At 29.2% G+C, this 16758-nt stretch carries 18 protein-coding genes, 1 pseudogene and 1 riboswitch; of the genes and pseudogenes, 4 read left to right on the forward strand and 15 right to left on the reverse strand.

Annotation, left to right across the window (positions count from 1 at the left end):
• The coding region (locus tag I4U58_RS07110) for an AraC family transcriptional regulator (protein WP_207743845.1) at window positions 1-746 on the forward strand (746 nt) is incomplete at its 5' end.
• A gap of 350 nt (window positions 747-1096) precedes the next feature.
• Entirely contained in the window at window positions 1097-1864 is a 768-nt protein-coding gene (locus I4U58_RS07115) for a PIG-L family deacetylase (RefSeq protein ID WP_195930429.1), read from the forward strand.
• A 73-nt stretch (window positions 1865-1937) separates the two neighbouring features.
• Here I4U58_RS07115 and I4U58_RS07120 read toward each other — a convergent pair whose 3' ends face one another.
• Both I4U58_RS07120 and I4U58_RS07125 read right to left on the reverse strand, forming a co-directional pair.
• Complete coding sequence (locus I4U58_RS07120) at window positions 1938-2402, reverse strand: pyridoxamine 5'-phosphate oxidase family protein (protein WP_195930430.1); 465 nt, start codon at window positions 2400-2402, stop codon at window positions 1938-1940.
• Between the two features lie 99 nt (window positions 2403-2501).
• Window positions 2502-2879, reverse strand: a complete 378-nt coding sequence (locus I4U58_RS07125) for a hypothetical protein (RefSeq protein WP_195930432.1) — start codon at window positions 2877-2879, stop codon at window positions 2502-2504.
• A gap of 193 nt (window positions 2880-3072) precedes the next feature.
• On the opposite strand from I4U58_RS07125, the gene I4U58_RS07130 reads away from it, so the two are divergent.
• Together I4U58_RS07130 and I4U58_RS07135 are read left to right on the forward strand one after the other, a co-directional pair.
• Entirely contained in the window at window positions 3073-3351 is a 279-nt protein-coding gene (locus I4U58_RS07130) for a response regulator (RefSeq protein WP_347708169.1), read from the forward strand.
• A pseudogene (locus I4U58_RS07135) lies at window positions 3293-3667 on the forward strand (FtsX-like permease family protein); the annotation flags it as partial. The gene I4U58_RS07130 and the pseudogene I4U58_RS07135, both read left to right, overlap by 59 nt.
• 129 nt (window positions 3668-3796) lie before the next feature.
• Here I4U58_RS07135 and I4U58_RS07140 read toward each other — a convergent pair.
• The 13 genes from I4U58_RS07140 to I4U58_RS07200 form a co-directional block, all read right to left on the reverse strand.
• Complete coding sequence (locus I4U58_RS07140; protein WP_195930439.1) at window positions 3797-4351, reverse strand: hypothetical protein; 555 nt, start codon at window positions 4349-4351, stop codon at window positions 3797-3799.
• A gap of 447 nt (window positions 4352-4798) precedes the next feature.
• Window positions 4799-6334: a glutamine-hydrolyzing GMP synthase gene (gene guaA, locus I4U58_RS07145; RefSeq protein ID WP_195930441.1), complete on the reverse strand. Its 1536-nt coding sequence runs from the start codon at window positions 6332-6334 to the stop codon at window positions 4799-4801.
• On the reverse strand, window positions 6334-7803 hold the full coding sequence (guaB, locus tag I4U58_RS07150) for an IMP dehydrogenase (protein ID WP_195930443.1): 1470 nt from the start codon (window positions 7801-7803) through the stop codon (window positions 6334-6336). Before guaB ends, guaA begins: the two co-directional genes overlap by 1 nt.
• Window positions 7804-8057: 254 nt before the next feature.
• Window positions 8058-8159: riboswitch (purine riboswitch) on the reverse strand.
• Between the two features lie 75 nt (window positions 8160-8234).
• Window positions 8235-8639 (reverse strand): nickel insertion protein, encoded by a 405-nt coding sequence (larC, locus tag I4U58_RS14255; RefSeq protein ID WP_195930445.1) that lies wholly within the window; start codon window positions 8637-8639, stop codon window positions 8235-8237.
• 29 nt (window positions 8640-8668) lie between these two features.
• Window positions 8669-9406 carry a LarC family nickel insertion protein gene (locus I4U58_RS14260; protein WP_195930447.1) on the reverse strand — a complete coding sequence of 246 codons (738 nt, stop codon included), beginning with the start codon at window positions 9404-9406 and terminating at the stop codon, window positions 8669-8671.
• Window positions 9407-9587: 181 nt separating this feature from the next.
• Window positions 9588-10331: a nickel pincer cofactor biosynthesis protein LarB gene (larB, locus tag I4U58_RS07165; RefSeq protein ID WP_195930455.1), complete on the reverse strand. Its 744-nt coding sequence runs from the start codon at window positions 10329-10331 to the stop codon at window positions 9588-9590.
• A gap of 280 nt (window positions 10332-10611) precedes the next feature.
• A complete protein-coding gene (gene groL / locus I4U58_RS07170) occupies window positions 10612-12237 on the reverse strand; it encodes a chaperonin GroEL (RefSeq protein ID WP_195930457.1) in 1626 nt (541 codons plus the stop codon).
• Window positions 12238-12263: 26 nt separating this feature from the next.
• Window positions 12264-12551 carry a co-chaperone GroES gene (gene groES, locus I4U58_RS07175; RefSeq protein ID WP_022070910.1) on the reverse strand — a complete coding sequence of 96 codons (288 nt, stop codon included), beginning with the start codon at window positions 12549-12551 and terminating at the stop codon, window positions 12264-12266.
• A 275-nt stretch (window positions 12552-12826) separates the two neighbouring features.
• Window positions 12827-13702, reverse strand: coding sequence for a DNA-3-methyladenine glycosylase 2 family protein (locus I4U58_RS07180; protein WP_195930459.1), 876 nt, complete (start codon window positions 13700-13702; stop codon window positions 12827-12829).
• Between the two features lie 69 nt (window positions 13703-13771).
• Window positions 13772-13981, reverse strand: a complete 210-nt coding sequence (locus I4U58_RS07185; RefSeq protein ID WP_195930461.1) for a hypothetical protein — start codon at window positions 13979-13981, stop codon at window positions 13772-13774.
• 119 nt (window positions 13982-14100) lie between these two features.
• A complete protein-coding gene (locus tag I4U58_RS07190) occupies window positions 14101-14322 on the reverse strand; it encodes a hypothetical protein (RefSeq protein ID WP_195930463.1) in 222 nt (73 codons plus the stop codon).
• 172 nt (window positions 14323-14494) lie between these two features.
• Window positions 14495-15166 (reverse strand): hypothetical protein, encoded by a 672-nt coding sequence (locus I4U58_RS07195; RefSeq protein WP_195930465.1) that lies wholly within the window; start codon window positions 15164-15166, stop codon window positions 14495-14497.
• A 476-nt stretch (window positions 15167-15642) separates the two neighbouring features.
• On the reverse strand, window positions 15643-16758 hold a 1116-nt coding region (locus I4U58_RS07200; protein WP_195930477.1), incomplete at its 5' end, for a thymidine phosphorylase.

Raw genomic sequence — 16758 nt, forward strand, 5'->3', positions numbered from 1 at the left:
TCCAAACAGGGTGGTTTTTGGAATCAATGTGGTCTCAAGTTTTGATTTTATATTCATTGCGTTCAAAGAAAATACCAGTTAAAGCTATTTCTTTTGAACTAAATGAAATCTATAAAATAGGATATGATAAAACTTTTAATAAATTATTTCCTACAGACGATATTTATAATTTAGTCAATAATGGGCACGATTGTTTAAATCAAAATATACAGATATCTGAAGATATCTACTATAGGATAGTAAATATCTCAAAATTAAATAAATATGTTGGTTTTTTTATATTAGGTCCAATAACTACAACCAAAACAGAAAATAGTACTTCTAGTATTCCTTATCTTCCATTGGAATGCTTAAATTATTGTGCTAATTTTATCATAGGAATTTCTACTGATAAATTTAATAAAGCTTTAGATACTAAATCATTTAATCCTTATATAAAAAAGTCTATTGAATATGTGCATAAACATTTTGATGAAAATATTAATATTACGAATTTATGTAAACATTTAAATTTAAATAAAAGTTATTTTTGTAGTTCTTTTAAAACTGCTACAGGACATACTTTCTGTCACTTTCTAAATCATTTTAGAGTTGAGAAAAGCAAGCAGTTATTATTAGAAACAGACTTAAATATACTCGATATTGCTATAGCAGTTGGATTTAATAATCAAAATTACTATAGTACAACTTTTAAAAAATTTACTGGAAAAACTCCATCTCAATATAGAACTTGTCATAAACATTAAAAAGTTCTGTGTTCAATATAAATCACCTACATAGAGCTTTTAAATTTATCTTTTAGGCTGATTTTCATAAATATTCATATAAAATTAAAACCAATTTTTTTTGATTGCTAATGGATATACTATTAATATGTAACTTATAAAATTTCACACTTAAGTTTTATAAGAGTCACGAACTAAAATTTATAAATATAACAATAGTATTAATAATATTCAAATTATAATATAACAAATTTGTAATAATATTTTTATCTCACTGTAATTATATTGTAAGATTTAAAAAGTATAATAGAATTTAAGAAGTTATTCTATAAAAACATTATATATTTAAACAATTTTAGGGAGGGAATTACATGAATAAAAATCTAATAACACTAATTGTATCTTTTTTAATAATACTGTTAGTTGGTTTTATAGATAAAAGTACTAGTTATGATACTTCTAATTTTGGGGATACTGTTGTTTTTTATCCACAACATCAAGATGATGAAACACTTTGGGCCGCAAGTGCAATATTAGAAGCTATACAAGAAAGAGGGGCTGATAATGTATATGTTGTTTTAGTTTCTTATGGTACTGGAATAAAAGTTTTAAAAGATGAAAAATATAGTCAATTAAGCAATATGCAAAAGTATGAATATAGAGAACGAGAATTTTTAGATGCTGTAAAACAACTAGGTGTAAAACAAGAAAATATTATACTACTTCCAAGAATAAATAATTCAGAAAGTACTAGTTTTGAACTTATGGAACAAACTGCTCTTAATTTTGAGCATAGATTTAAAAATGTGACGCATGTTGCTCACACATATAAATACGATTGGCATCTTCAACACCTTAAAAATGGCTCTGTGATACAGTCTTTATATAATAGTGGGAAAATTAAACACGCACTTTATTTTATAAAACCTCAATATGAAAAAGATATACCAGCTCAAGAAAAAATAGTTTATAAATCTCAATCGCCTACTGAAAAAAATAAAATTAAAAATGCATGTATGGCATATAAATTAATTGATGAAAATATGCAAAGAGAAGGAATCGGATATCAATCGGATCATAAGTCATTTGAAAAACTGATGAATAAAAATAGATCTATACTTCACACACCTAACGTTTAGATTGATTTAATATATATTTATTAGAAACCCATTGTACAATGTATCAACTTGCACAATGGGTCTTGTATTTTTATTATTTTTTGCCTTTGCCTGTCATTTCTGTTATTTCCATTTTTAATACATATGTTTGAGATGCACTCTTATCTATATATTTCATTCCAGATTCTATGTACTCTGGAGATAATTTTTTTATAAGTGCCTCAAGACCTTTTTTCTTTTCATCTTCATCTTCAACTATTGAAACTTTTCCAAAAACAATAGCTGAACTATATTTAGTAGAGAATGTTTTTGGTTGAAGACATACATCATTTACAACTGTAAAACAAGCATTGCTATTGTGTATTATATTGCTAACTTTATATCCTACAGCTTTTGCACAATGAAAATATATTACTCCATCTTCATATACAAAATTCATTGGTACACCATAAGGTGCATTATCAATCCCTATTGTTGAAAGTATACCATATTCTGATCTGTTTAAAATATCAAGAGTTTGATCTTCATTTAACATACGGTCTTTTCTGCGCATTTCCATAATTTTATTCCCCTTTGCGTGTTGTTTTCTGAAATAATTATAACACTTATTTAAATGAAATAGTATATTAACTAGCTAAGGTTATAAGTCAAATTATCCCTATCCAACCTTTTCAAAAATTAACAACTCAGTCTTCCAGTTTTTTAATTCTATACTGTTACTTTTAATATTTCCTTCTACTGAATCTCCTTCATTTGTCATAATAATTTTTTGATTTTCTATTATATATTCAAATTCGTCATCTTCTGAGCCAATCATTCTAATAATTCCTTTTCCATTTCCCTTAAGCTCAATTATCATTCCTCCGTCTTCACCATATGTCAAATTCCAAAGTTTATCACCCTTCTTAACAACTTTACCATCCACATGTATTTCTTTTAATTTATATGTTCCCTCATAATTTTTTATATTCGTTGCACAAGCTACCAACATTACTGCTAATAAGGCTGATGCTAAAATAAGTAATATTTTTTTCATTATATCCCTCCCCCTTATTATGGATAAACCTTATGAAAAATTTATATTATTTACTACTTTTAATTTATGAAAGGATTTATTTAATATTCATATTTTAACTATTAATAAAAGTTTTAATTAGTTGAGGTTAAATTGATAAAAACTTGATAAAATATTTAAGAAATAATATGACACAAATATATAAAAAGAAAGGGTGATTACTTTGTTTTCTGTACTTATAGTAGAAGATGATAAAGAATTAAGTGAATTATATTGTACGGTTTTGAGCGACAATGGATATAAAGTTTATACTGCCCAAAATGGTGAAATTGCGCTTAAACTTATACATGAATCTTATATTGATTTAATGATTTGTGATGTTATGATGCCAAAAATAGATGGCTATGAATTAACTAAACAACTTAGAGAAAGTGGTTTCATTAGTTGTTTCTTCAATAATGATAGGAATTATAACATATATTTCTGTCCTTGAGAGAACAAAAGAAATTGGTATACTTCGTGCAATAGGTGCTAGCAAACGTAATGTATCACAAGTATTCACTGCTGAAACATTTATAATTGGTCTTTGCTCAGGATTAATCGGTGTTGGAACTGCATGCTTATTATTAATTCCAGGTAATGCAATCATACACGCTTTATTAGGTACGACTGATGTTAATGCATATTTACCAGTATCAAGTGCTTTAATACTGATTGTATTAAGTGTAGTACTTACTTTAATCGGTGGTGTGTTCCCTTCTAGAGCAGCTGCCAAACAAGACCCTGTCACTTCACTTAGAAGTGAATAAACTTAAATTTAAAAACTTAAAATAATTTCTTATATTTTTAATAAAAATATAATTTTCTTATTCAAATAATTTTCTTATCCAATTAAAATACCCTTGTACAGTTTTTTAAATTCTGCACAAGGGTATTTTTTAACAATACTCATAATCTGGTTGTATACTACGTTTTAATTCATGTAGTTTTCCATCAAATAAGCAATTTAATTCTTCGATTTTTGTATAATCAGCTGGTCGCATTAAACTAGGATGCTTCGGAAGTTCTAATGCATTACTCATCTCTAAAACTTCACTAACAAATTCTGAACAGAAATAATGACTTTTTCTATCATATGCAATATTCATTCTGCATAAAAGCAATCCTAAAACATTATATCTATAACAATCTGCATTTTCCATCATATCATCAACATGATTTTTGGCTTTTTCATATGTTTCATCATCTACTTTTAATTCATATAAGGCACATGGAATATGGTTACATTTTTCATAAAATCCACTATATAAAGCTTCATGTCTTATTCCAGCAGGCAATGGTGTCCTTTTATATTTTCTCGCAAAACTATATAAAGGCTCTAACTTTTCATCAAATGATATAGAAATATGTGTATACTTATCTGATGTAGCTAACCCAATTGTCTTAGACACGTATGTGTCAGATCTCGTAAGTAGTAAATAAATTGATTTCATCTACTATATCCTCCTGTGGTGTATTGTATACTTGCTTTGAGGAAAATATATTTCCTACATATTTCAAAAACATTAGGTTCGCCAAGTGTCTATAAACCCCACCTTAACTTACCATTATCCTTTTCAATTCTACAGAATCACAATAATAAAATCAAGAATTTTTTACACTTACTATTCTACAACTATTACTGTTAATACTTATGTTGTTGATTAGGTCTTACCCCTCTCTCTCTGTAAGTATTATCGTTACTATATACCTTGTTTAAAATTATCCAAATATACCTGATTTGAAATCATTCAAAATCTTTATTAGTTCTATAAATTAACATTCTTAAAGGAAAAAGCCCTTATGATATATTTGGACCAAAATAATATCATAAGGGCTTTTAATGTTTAAGATTACTTTTTATTTTTAACTGTTAACAATGTATACACTATTAGAAGTTCTTATTCCCATTCAATAGTTCCAGGAGGTTTAGAAGTTATGTCATACACAACTCTGTTAGCTCCATCAACTTCGTTAACTATTCTGTTAGCTATTTTTTCTAATACATCATAAGGTATTTTGTACCAGTCAGAAGTCATTCCGTCAGAAGATGCAACTGCTCTTAAACCTACTAAGTAAGCATAAGTTCTTTCATCTCCCATAACTCCAACTGTTTTAACATCTGGTAATGTTGCGAATGCTTGCCATATTTCTCTATATAGACCAGCTTTTCTTAATTCATCCATGTATATAGCATCAGCTTCTCTTAATATGTCACATTTTTCTTTTGTAACTTCACCGATAACTCTTATTCCAAGACCTGGTCCTGGGAATGGATGTCTAAATATTAGTTTATCTTCTATTCCTAGTTCTAAACCTATTTTTCTAACTTCATCTTTGAATAATTCTTTAAGTGGTTCAACTATTTCGAAGGCAACATCTTCAGGAAGTCCTCCAACGTTGTGGTGAGATTTTATTGTTACAGATTCTCCACCTAATCCACTTTCTACTATATCAGGGTATATAGTTCCTTGAACTAAGAAGTCCATTTTTCCAAGTTTATTTGATTCTTCTTCAAATACTCTTATGAACTCTTCACCTATTATTTTTCTTTTTGCTTCTGGTTCAGTAACACCTTTTAATTTTGATAAGAATCTGTCTTCACAGTTAACTCTTATTAAGTTCATGTCGAAAGTATCTCTGAATATTCTTTCTACATCGTCACCTTCATTTTTTCTTAAAAGACCGTGGTCAACGAATACACAAGTTAAGTTATCACCTATAGCTTTGTGAACAAGTACTGCAGCTACTGATGAGTCAACCCCACCACTTAATGCACAAAGTACTTTTCTATCTCCTATAGTTTCTCTTAATTCAGCGATTTTATCTTTTATGAATGAATCTGTAGTCCAGTCTCCTTTAACACCACATATGTTGTATAAGAAGTTTTTGATTATCATATATCCTTCTTGTGAATGTTCAACTTCTGGGTGGAACTGAACTCCGTATAAGTTCTTTTCTACGTTTTGTATACCTGCAACTGGACAGTCAGCAGTGTATGCTATTATTTCAAAACCTTCTGGAACTGAGTCTATTCTATCAGTGTGACTCATCCATACAGAATTAGTTGTTATTCCTTCGAATAATTTTGATTCTTTGTATGTTATAGCAGTTTTACCGTATTCTTTTTCTGCTGCAGTACCTCTTCTAACTACACCACCTAAAGTATGGCACATAGTTTGGATACCATAGCATATACCTAATATTGGTATACCTGCTTCATATATTTCTTTTGCCATTCTTGGAGAATCTTCTAAGTATGCACTATTTGGTCCCCCTGTGAATATTATCCCTTTTGGATTTTTAGCTTTTATTTCTTCAATGTCTGTTTTGTAAGAGATTATTTCACAATATACGTTATTTTCTCTAACTCTCCTAGCTATTAACTGATTGTATTGACCTCCGAAGTCTATAACAAGCACTAATTCATGTTTCATTACATCATATCTCCTTGCGTACTATAATTTGGTGCTTCTTTAGTTATTTTTATGTCGTGTGGATGACTTTCTTTTAAAGAAGCTGCTGTTATTTTTACAAACTCTGCATTAGCTTGTAATTGTTCAATTGTAGGTGCTCCACAGTATCCCATTCCTGATTTTATTCCGCCTATCATTTGGAATACTATATCTTCTGCTTTCCCTTTGTAAGCAACCATACCTTCTACACCTTCTGGAACTAATTTCTTTTGTCCTGATTGGAAGTATCTATCTTTTGAACCATCTTCCATAGCTGCTATAGAACCCATACCTCTGTATGTTTTATATGATCTACCTGCATATAATACTATTTCTCCTGGACTTTCTTCAGTTCCTGCGAACATTGATCCCATCATACAAACATTAGCACCTGCTGCTAAAGCTTTTACGATATCTCCAGAATATTGGATACCACCGTCTGCTATTATTGGTATATCGTATTTTTTAGCTACTTCATAACAATCCATTATAGCTGTTATTTGTGGTACACCTATACCAGCAACTACTCTTGTTGTACATATAGAACCAGGTCCCATACCTATTTTAACACAATCTGCACCAGCTTTTATTAAATCTTCGCAACCTGCTGCTGTTGCAACATTACCCGCTATAACCGGAAGATCAGGATATGCAGCCTTTACTTTTTTAAGGGCATTTATTACATTTTGTGAATGTCCATGTGCACTATCTAAAACTATTATATCAACCTTTGCTTTATAAAGAGCATCTACTCTCTCTAATAAATCGTTAGTTATTCCTACACCTGCTCCACAAAGCAGTCTGCCTTTTTTATCTTTTGCTGAATTAGGGTATTGAATTTTCTTTTCTATATCTTTTATAGTTATTAATCCTTTTAAATGACCTTCTTCATCAACTATTGGTAATTTTTCAATTCTATGTTTACCTAATATATCTTTAGCTTCTTCTAGAGTTATACCTTCTCTTGCAGTTACTAAATGTTCTTTAGTTGTCATTGCTTCTTCTATACGTCTAGTCACATCTGTTTCGAATTTGATATCTCTATTCGTAATTATACCGATTAATATGTTGTTTTCATCTACTATTGGAACGCCTGATATTTTATATCTTGCCATTATGTTATCTGCATCTTGAATTGTGTGACCTTTAGATAAAGAGAATGGGTCTACTATTACTCCACTTTCACTTCTTTTTACTCTATCTACTTCTGAAGCTTGTTCTTCTATTGACATGTTTTTATGAATTATACCGATACCGCCTTGTCTTGCCATAGATATAGCCATTTTAGATTCTGTAACTGTATCCATACTAGCACTCATTAACGGAATATTTAGTTCAATATCTTTTGTTAATTTAGTCTTAATATCGATTTGTGATGGTATTATTTCTGATTTCTGTGGAATTAATAATACGTCATCGAAAGTTAAACCTTCTTTTACGATAGTTGCCATTTTACATTACCCCTTTCATAGTTAATTGATTATGTTAATTTTAAAATATTTTAAATATTGTAATTTTAATTATTATTTAAAATAATATATATTCATTTATCTTATAAAATTTAAAAAATTATATCAAAAAAGCCTCTATAGTAACTTCCATCAATTTTAACAAAAGTGAAATTACTATAAAGGCTTTTAACATCACTGATATAGCCAATCCGCTGGGATAAATATCGGCCGGCGGATTTACTTAAAGATGTCGCAGATATAATAATTCCACTCATAGTCTAGATATTTACGGCATCTAGGTAGAAACTCTCAGACCATATTACTGAGCATATACGAGTGATTTATTAATTAGCTTTATTTTTTCATTTAAATTAATTTGTTCAATTAATTGAATATTAATTTATCAAAATTAATGAACGTTGTCAACAATTTTAAAAAAATTTTTCGGCTATTAAATAATTTATTTCTTGAAAAACTTTAACTAGAGGTATGTTTTCCCTTTTAGCCATTATTTTACAATCTTCATACTCTGGTGTCGCTTTAATTAATTTATTATTTAAGTAACCTAACTTTATTTGTATGTCACCGTATTTTGTATTTATTCTTTCAAATTTTCTATCTATAACCCTTCTTTCTAGCTTATGATATCTCACTCCAAACGTTGATGTTTCAAGGATTAAGAGGTTTATAAGTTTTTGTAAATCTTCTTCTTTGCACAGTATACAAATCTTATATGCAGGTCTATTTTTCTTCATAAAAATACTTTCTGTATATATATCTAATGCACCTTGATTTAAAATTTGTTCGTATATGTGAGAATATATTTCTGAAGACATGTCGTCTATATTTACATTAATCTCCCAGACTATATTCTTTTTTTTTTTACACCTATAAATGTTCTTAGCATGTTTGGAACTTCAAATTTTTTATGTCCGATTCCATATCCTATTTGTTTAGTTTCAAATTCAATTTCGTCTATAAATTTATCACACATAGTTTTTATAATTGCTGCTCCTGTTGGAGTTGTACATTCACCTGATACATTGTTAAATTTAACTGGTACGTCTTTTAATATTTCTACGACTGCTGGTGCTGGTACTGGAATTATTCCATGTGCACACTTAACAAAACCTGATCCTAATGGTACTTTTGTCGCATATATTTTGTCTATGCATAGTAAATCTATTAGTATACATGAACCTACTATATCGATTATTGAATCCATTGCTCCAACTTCATGGAAATGTATTTTGTCGATAGATGTCCCATGTACCTTTGCTTCTGCTTTTGCAACTTCCATACAGATATCTTTCGCATTTTGTTTTATTTTGTCGTTTAATGTACTATTGTCGATTATGTCATATATATCTATCAAGTTTCTATGTACATGACCTTCATTTACTATAACATTTACATTTGTTCCTCTTATTCCATTTTCAAATTTATCATTTATTTCTATTTTGTATTCTTTGTTTAGGTTTAATTTGTCCAACTCTTTTAAAAATATTTCCTTTGGAACTCCTAGATTTAGTAATGTTGCTAAAGTCATATCCCCTGATATTCCACTTATAATATCAAAATATAAAATCTTTTCTTCTTGCATGTATGTTCTCCCCGTATTGTTTTATTATGTATTTTTATATATTTAATAAATTATTTATTTATATCGATTATTTCTATATTATTTTACTCGAATAATATTTTTTATATTTTCACAAATTACTTTAATTTGTTTTTAATTTATAATATCAATTCAATTTTCTCAATTCCCACAATATTTATAATTATTTTAATTTATTTATAGTAGCAGCTAAATATCCTGCTCCAAATCCATTATCTATATTGACTACAGATATTCCAGATGCACAACTGTTTAACATTGCTAAAAGCGCAGTAAGTCCATTAAAACTTGTCCCATATCCAACTGATGTTGGAACAGCGATTACTGGTACATCTACCATTCCTCCAACAACACTTGGTAATGCGCCTTCCATCCCTGCCACAGCAACTATTACCCTTGCTTGTTCAATAAGGTATCTTTTATTTAATAATCTATGTATCCCAGCTACACCTACATCATATATTCGCTCTACTTTATTTCCTAAAAATTTAGCAGTATAATAAGCCTCATCCGCCACTGCTATATCTGATGTACCTGCTGCAAGTATTGCTATAGTACCCTTTCCTACCATTTCAATCTCATGATTTTTTATCATTAATACTCTTGATAATTCATCATATTCCACATTGTCGTATATCTGTTTTAATTTTTCAGCAGTCTCTTTTCTGCATCTTGTTCCAAGTACATTGCTTTGTTTTTTAAGCAAAACATCTACTATCCCTATTATATGTTCATCTGTTTTTCCTTCACAGTAAATGACTTCTGGGAACCCATTTCTAATCTCTCTGTGATGGTCTATATTTGCATAACCTAAATCTTCATAAGGTAAATCTTTTAATTTAGTTATCGCTGTATCTATATCTATTTCATCATTTTTAACTGCTTCTAATAATTTTTTTACATCCATATTAACTTTGTGCCCCTTTCTCTATGATAATATCACCATATATTTCCCTTATAATTTACATATATTGTAACACTTACATCTTTATTTAGAAATATCCTTTTACCTAGTTTATACAATTTATAAGTATAATTTCCTATACGTTATATAAATTTTAAATACCTAATCTCCATTTAATCTCAATAGATTTTCTAAAATAAAAAAAGCACCATATCACAAAACTATTATGATATAGCGCATTAATTTCGAGTCGATATTTTAAATTTTAATATAATGAGTTAGATTACATCATTCCTGGCATTCCGCCACCAACTGCTGCAGCTGGATCTTCTTTTTGAGGAATTTCTGCAACTGCTGCTTCAGTAGTTAAGAATACACTTGCTATTGATGAAGAATTTTGTAAAGCACTTCTAGTAACTTTAGTTGGGTCAACTATACCAGCTTCTATCATGTTTACATATTCTTCTTTATATGCATCAAATCCTACTTCTGGATCTGCGTTTATTACATTTTGTACTATTACAGCACCTTCAAGACCTGCATTTATTGCTATTTGTCTTAATGGTTCTTCTAATGCTTTTCTTATTATTTTAGCACCTATAGCTTCTTCGCCATCTAATTCAGATATTAATTTTTCTACTGCTGGTATAACACTTACAAGTGCAGTACCACCACCAGCAACTATACCTTCTTCAACAGCAGCTTTAGTTGCATTTAAAGCATCTTCTATTCTTAATTTCTTTTCTTTCATTTCAACTTCTGTAGCTGCACCAACTTTAACTACTGCAACTCCACCAGATAATTTAGCTAGTCTTTCCATTAATTTTTCTCTATCAAAATCAGAAGTAGTTTCTTCAGCTAAATGTTTTATTTGGTTTATTCTGTTTTCTATGTTAGCTTTTTCTCCAGCTCCATCAACTATTGTAGTGCTATCTTTTGTTACTTTTATTGAAGATGCTCTACCTAACATGCTTAAGTCAGCTTCTTTTAATTCGTAACCAACTTCTGAAGATATTACTGTACCTCCAGTAAGTATTGCTATATCTTCTAACATTTGTTTTCTTCTGTCACCGAATCCAGGAGCTTTAACAGCAACAACATCAAATGTTCCTCTTAATTTATTAACTACTAATGTAGATAATGCTTCACCTTCAACGTCTTCAGCTATTATTAATAATTTTTTACCTGTTTTAACTAATTGTTCAAGTAATGGTAATATTTCTTGGATGTTAGATATTTTCTTGTCAGTTATTAATATGAAAGGATCGTTTAAAACAGCTTCCATTTTATCAACATCTGTTACCATGTATGCAGAAACAAATCCTCTGTCAAATTGCATACCTTCAACAGTGTCTAATTCAGTTTTCATAGTTTTTGATTCTTCAACAGTTATAACACCATCTCTACCAACAACTTTCATTGCTTCAGCTATTAATTGACCTATTTCATCATCACCTGAAGATACAGCACCAACTTGAGCTATTGCTTCGTCAGTTTCAACTATTCTTGATTGATTTTTTAATTCTTCAACTGCTACTTCTACAGCTTTAGCTATACCTTTTCTTATTAAGATTGGGTTTGCTCCAGCTGTTACGTTTTTAAGACCTTCTCTTATGATTGCTTGAGCTAAAACTGTTGCTGTAGTAGTCCCATCACCAGCTACATCATTAGTTTTAGTTGCAACTTGTTTAACAAGTTGAGCACCCATATTTTCAAATCTGTCTTCTAATTCTATTTCTTTAGCTATTGTTACACCATCATTTGTTATTAGTGGAACACCATACATTTTATCAAGTATAACATTTCTACCTTTTGGTCCTAATGTAACTTTAACTGTATCTGCTAATTTATTTACCCCTCTTTCAAGAGCTCTTCTAGTATCTTCTGCAAATTTAATTTCTTTTGGCATGTTAATTCATCCTCCTACTTATAATATTATAATTCTACTATAGCTAATATATCGCTTTGTCTTAATATTATGTAATTTTCCCCATCTGCTTTTATTTCGTTTCCAGCGTATTTAGAGAAGATAACTTTATCTCCTACTTTAACTTCCATTTTTACTTCGTTTCCATCTACTATACCACCTGGTCCTACTTCTATAACTTCAGCCATTTGTGGTTGTTCTTTAGCTGCTGTTGGTAATACTATACCGCTTGCAGTTTTTTCTTCAGCTTCAAATTTTTTAATGACAACTCTGTCTGCTAATGGTCTTATTTTCATGTCCCATTCCTCCTATTTATATAAAAATCTTTGTGTTAAATACATCTTAAAAATTCTTTTTGTATAGAATTTATTTATTATTTTCCATTTTTATCACTCTTTAACTAAGAGTGCTAACAATTATTATATTATACTATTTTACTCATTTTTTCAACCTATAATTGGATTTTTTTTCAAATTATTATGAGTTTACAGTAAATTTTTTCAAATAAAATTTCGCATGCTTTTATATATTCTTTTTTGTTTTAATATATCCTCTATTACTTTTATAAAAATTATCTTCCTATACCAAATTCTCTTGCATAATAGAATAAATATTGTTGTGCAAATCCTGCTAAATCTCCGAATTTCTCTATACCAAATTTTCTAATTTTAGTTAAACTTAAATCCTCTTCAACGTAGAATTCTTGCATTACTCTCTTTACCCAAACATCAACAGGGAATGTATCGTATTTTTGCATACCAAATAAAGCTATACAATCAGCTACTTTTGGACCAACTCCATTAAATTTAAGTAATTCTTTTAAACATTCAGCCGTTGGTAATTTTCTATATTCTAGTACATCTATATTTTCATCATTTACTATTTGAGCAGTTGATTTTATATATTTATCTCTAAACCCTGTTGAACATGCTCTAATTTCTTCTATAGTTGCTTTGTTTAATTGTTGTGGTGTCGGGAATGCATAGTATTCTTGATTTTTATACTCTCCTATATATGTTCCAAAGTTTTTTGATAAGTTATTTATAGCTCTTTGTATCATTGGAATTCTATTATTTGCAGATATTATGAAAGAAATAAGCATTTCCCATCCATCTTGTTTTAATATTCTTATTCCTTCGCCAAATTCTGTAGCCTTTTCTAAATGCTCATCCATTACTTTTAATGTATTTACCATTGATTCATAATCTCTTCCTAAGTCGAAGTAGTCATACCATATGTTATCAAAATCTTCTTTTGTTGTATTATCTAAATATATTTTGTTTCCTTCTTGTTTAACGTTTATCACTTTGCCCATTGCCACACCTGTGTATGAGTCATCTTCTTGTTTTATCCATCTGAAACATTGTCCACATTCAAATATATGTTTAGGGTTAAAATTTTTTACGTCTTCTAATATTACAGTGTTACCTTGTTGTGTTACTTTCATTATGATTTCTCCTCTTACTTTATCTATTTTTTAATATTATTTTAATTATACCCTGGTTAGGTAGATTAATTACAATAACTTATAATCGTTATTTTTATTTTTAATATCATCATACAATATAGTTATAGTTATAAATCCTTCTCCAATTTCATGATCATAAATCATAGTTGGCTTTATATCAATAACTTGCTTGTCTTTTATAAAATTATTTACCGTATTTTCTATCTCTGTAGTTTCAAATCCGTCTCCAATAAAATCTTTAAAAATTTTTATTTTCATATTATTCACCCCTAAATTTATCAACTTATATATTATTTATATCAATATTAGCTTATAAATAACTTAATTATAAGATTAAATAAAAAAACTTCAGCCTGTTTTGGCTGAAGTTTTTGTTTTTACATATATTTATTTATTACTTCATAGCATTTCTCTCTGGCACTATCTCTATTCTGACTTATTACATCTAAGACCCATCCATTTCCGCCACCAGCTAATTTAGCATCTTCAATTGCACTTTGTTCTCTATTATATTTTTCTTGTTCAAAAGCATTTCTATAATTTCTTATTTCTTGTGCCTTATCTGGGAAATAAGAAGAAATATTGATTCCCTTGCTCAATATATTCCCCGTATTTTTTATGTTGTATAACCTTAGCATAGACAGTAATTCCTGAAAATGCTACTGCCATTAAAGCTACAATTGCTACCACAATAATTAATGGGTTGCGTTTTTTTTGATTGATTGTTGTTCATAAATTTCTCCCTCGTTATATAAAAGCAATTAATCCCTGCTAAACCTCACTAAATCTAGATATCAGTTTTTTCAATGCTTCTGTCATTTGATTAACTTCATCTTGTGTATAAAAATACCCATCATTAACTTCTTTTCCTGTTTTTATATATGCACCTAATGTTACTTTATAGTCTAATAACTCATTATTAATCTTGCCTCTATCTAATTTTTCGTAGATGGTTTCAGCTCTATCAATACATTCACTTAATTCATTCTTATTTGTCATTTGAAATACAGTTAATTGAAATCTTTCTGATACATTATCATATCCGACTTCTTCTATATAATTTTCAACAACTGTTCTTATCGTTTCTCTGTCATTTTTACTCACTATGTCTAAAATTTTTAAAACTAAGTTTTCATCCTTTAAATCTAAAGATTGTGCTTTCATAACACATTCTTTAACTTTTTCATCATCACTTATCCCTACATAACTTTTGGAGAGTCCCAAGAGTGCTTCTATACTATTTTTATCTATCCTAAGTGCTCTCTCAAAATCATATATTGCTTGTCTATAATGTTCTTCAGCTATATGTTCATTCCCTAATTCTATATATTTATTGTATTTTTTAAGTATTATAACCTCTTTATATGCCATAATACTCGAAAAAACTACTACCGCTAAAACTAAAATCATCCCTATAAATTTTAGCAGCTTACTCTTTTTCATTTTATTCCCCATAAAAATCTCCCTTTGTAATTTTTTCTGCCTTATATATATTAACCAATTTTTATCATTTTTGCAAATATTTGCTTGTAGTTTTGCGCTTATCGATTTACATTTATTTATTTTTACATATAGAATTTATTATATATGTACTATCAATTAATTTGTATATAATTCTATTATAAAAAAATTACCTTTATATTAAATCTTTAAGATAAATTATAAGATTTTTATCAAAATTCGCTTCGCTCATGGCGCCAACGACTTCGTCCGTTGCTTAAAAATTCGCTTCGCTCATGGCGCCAACGACTTCGTCCGTTGCTTCAGGTAATAAGTTGGAAAATCTACATTATCCACAAACCAGATAATGTAGATTTTCCTTAGAATTAAAAAAAATAGGATATTAAAATAGATAATCTATTCTAATATCCTATTTATATCTAAAATATAATCATAAATTTATATAATTTTTATATTTATTATGATAATACTTTTTCTATTATTGGTTGAGGTGCAACTTCCTCATCAGTTAATTCAAATGCATGATAAAGTTCATCAATCCATTGTGGTTTTAGTTCTTCATCGTGATAAACAACGCATATTGTTTCATCTTCATTAACTTTATCTCCACGTTTGCAAGCAAGCTCGATTCCAACAGCATGATTTACATCTTCTTCTTTAGTTGCTCTACCTGCACCAAGTTGCATAGCTAGTATACCAAGTTTTTCTGAGTGAAGTAATTTAACATTTCCTGATTCTTTGCTTTTTATCTCTGTTTTAAACTTAGATTGTGGTAATAACGCTGGATTTTCTATCATATCTACGTTACCACCTTGAGCTTTAACCATTTCTTTAAATACTTCGAATGCTCTTCCTGAAGATACTGCTTCATCTAACATTACCCTAGCTTCGTCTTTATCTTTCGCAACTTTTCCTTGAATTAGCATTATTTCAGCAGCTTGCATACAAAGTTCTGTGAAATCTGCTGGTCCATGACCTTTTAATGTCTCTATTGCTTCTCTTATTTCAATTGCATTACCTATAGTGTTTCCTAAAGGTTGGTTCATATCTGTTATCATAGCCATTGTATTTCTACCTAAGCTATTTCCTATAGATATCATAGCTTCTGCTAATTTTGTTGCATCTTCTATAGTATGCATAAATGCACCTTCACCATATTTAACGTCTAATAATATAGTATCTGAACCAGATGCTAATTTTTTAGACATTATTGATGATGCAATTAGCGGAATAGATTCAACAGTTCCAGTAACATCTCTTAAAGCATATAATTTTTTGTCAGCTGGTACTAAATCTCCAGTTTGACCTATTATAGCTATTCCAACTTCTGAAACTTGTTTTTTGAATTGTTCTTCTGTTAAGAAACAATTGAATCCTTCTATAGATTCTAATTTGTCAAGTGTTCCACCTGTATGTCCAAGTCCACGACCAGACATTTTTGCTACTTTTAATCCACAAGCTGCAACTAGTGGACCTAATGCCATTGATGTTTTATCGCCAACTCCACCAGTTGAGTGTTTGTCAGCTTTTATACCTTCTATTGAAGATAAGTCTATTACATCACCACTGTTCAT

The sequence above is a fragment of the Clostridium sp. 1001270J_160509_D11 genome (assembly GCF_015667935.1).
Classification (GTDB): domain Bacteria; phylum Bacillota; class Clostridia; order Peptostreptococcales; family Peptostreptococcaceae; genus Intestinibacter.

Coding starts and splice junctions, on each gene's coding strand:
- I4U58_RS07140 (WP_195930439.1), bottom strand. CDS start 4,351: ATGAAATCAATTTATTTACTACTTACGAGATCTGACACATACGTGTCT.
- larB (WP_195930455.1), bottom strand. CDS start 10,331: ATGGATGTAAAAAAATTATTAGAAGCAGTTAAAAATGATGAAATAGAT.
- guaA (WP_195930441.1), bottom strand. CDS start 6,334: ATGAAACATGAATTAGTGCTTGTTATAGACTTCGGAGGTCAATACAAT.
- I4U58_RS14260 (WP_195930447.1), bottom strand. CDS start 9,406: ATGCAAGAAGAAAAGATTTTATATTTTGATATTATAAGTGGAATATCA.
- I4U58_RS07195 (WP_195930465.1), bottom strand. CDS start 15,166: ATGAAAAAGAGTAAGCTGCTAAAATTTATAGGGATGATTTTAGTTTTA.
- I4U58_RS07125 (WP_195930432.1), bottom strand. CDS start 2,879: ATGAAAAAAATATTACTTATTTTAGCATCAGCCTTATTAGCAGTAATG.
- groES (WP_022070910.1), bottom strand. CDS start 12,551: ATGAAAATAAGACCATTAGCAGACAGAGTTGTCATTAAAAAATTTGAA.
- I4U58_RS07115 (WP_195930429.1), top strand. CDS start 1,097: ATGAATAAAAATCTAATAACACTAATTGTATCTTTTTTAATAATACTG.
- I4U58_RS07180 (WP_195930459.1), bottom strand. CDS start 13,702: ATGAAAGTAACACAACAAGGTAACACTGTAATATTAGAAGACGTAAAA.
- groL (WP_195930457.1), bottom strand. CDS start 12,237: ATGCCAAAAGAAATTAAATTTGCAGAAGATACTAGAAGAGCTCTTGAA.
- guaB (WP_195930443.1), bottom strand. CDS start 7,803: ATGGCAACTATCGTAAAAGAAGGTTTAACTTTCGATGACGTATTATTA.
- I4U58_RS07185 (WP_195930461.1), bottom strand. CDS start 13,981: ATGAAAATAAAAATTTTTAAAGATTTTATTGGAGACGGATTTGAAACT.
- I4U58_RS07120 (WP_195930430.1), bottom strand. CDS start 2,402: ATGGAAATGCGCAGAAAAGACCGTATGTTAAATGAAGATCAAACTCTT.
- larC (WP_195930445.1), bottom strand. CDS start 8,639: ATGTCTTCAGAAATATATTCTCACATATACGAACAAATTTTAAATCAA.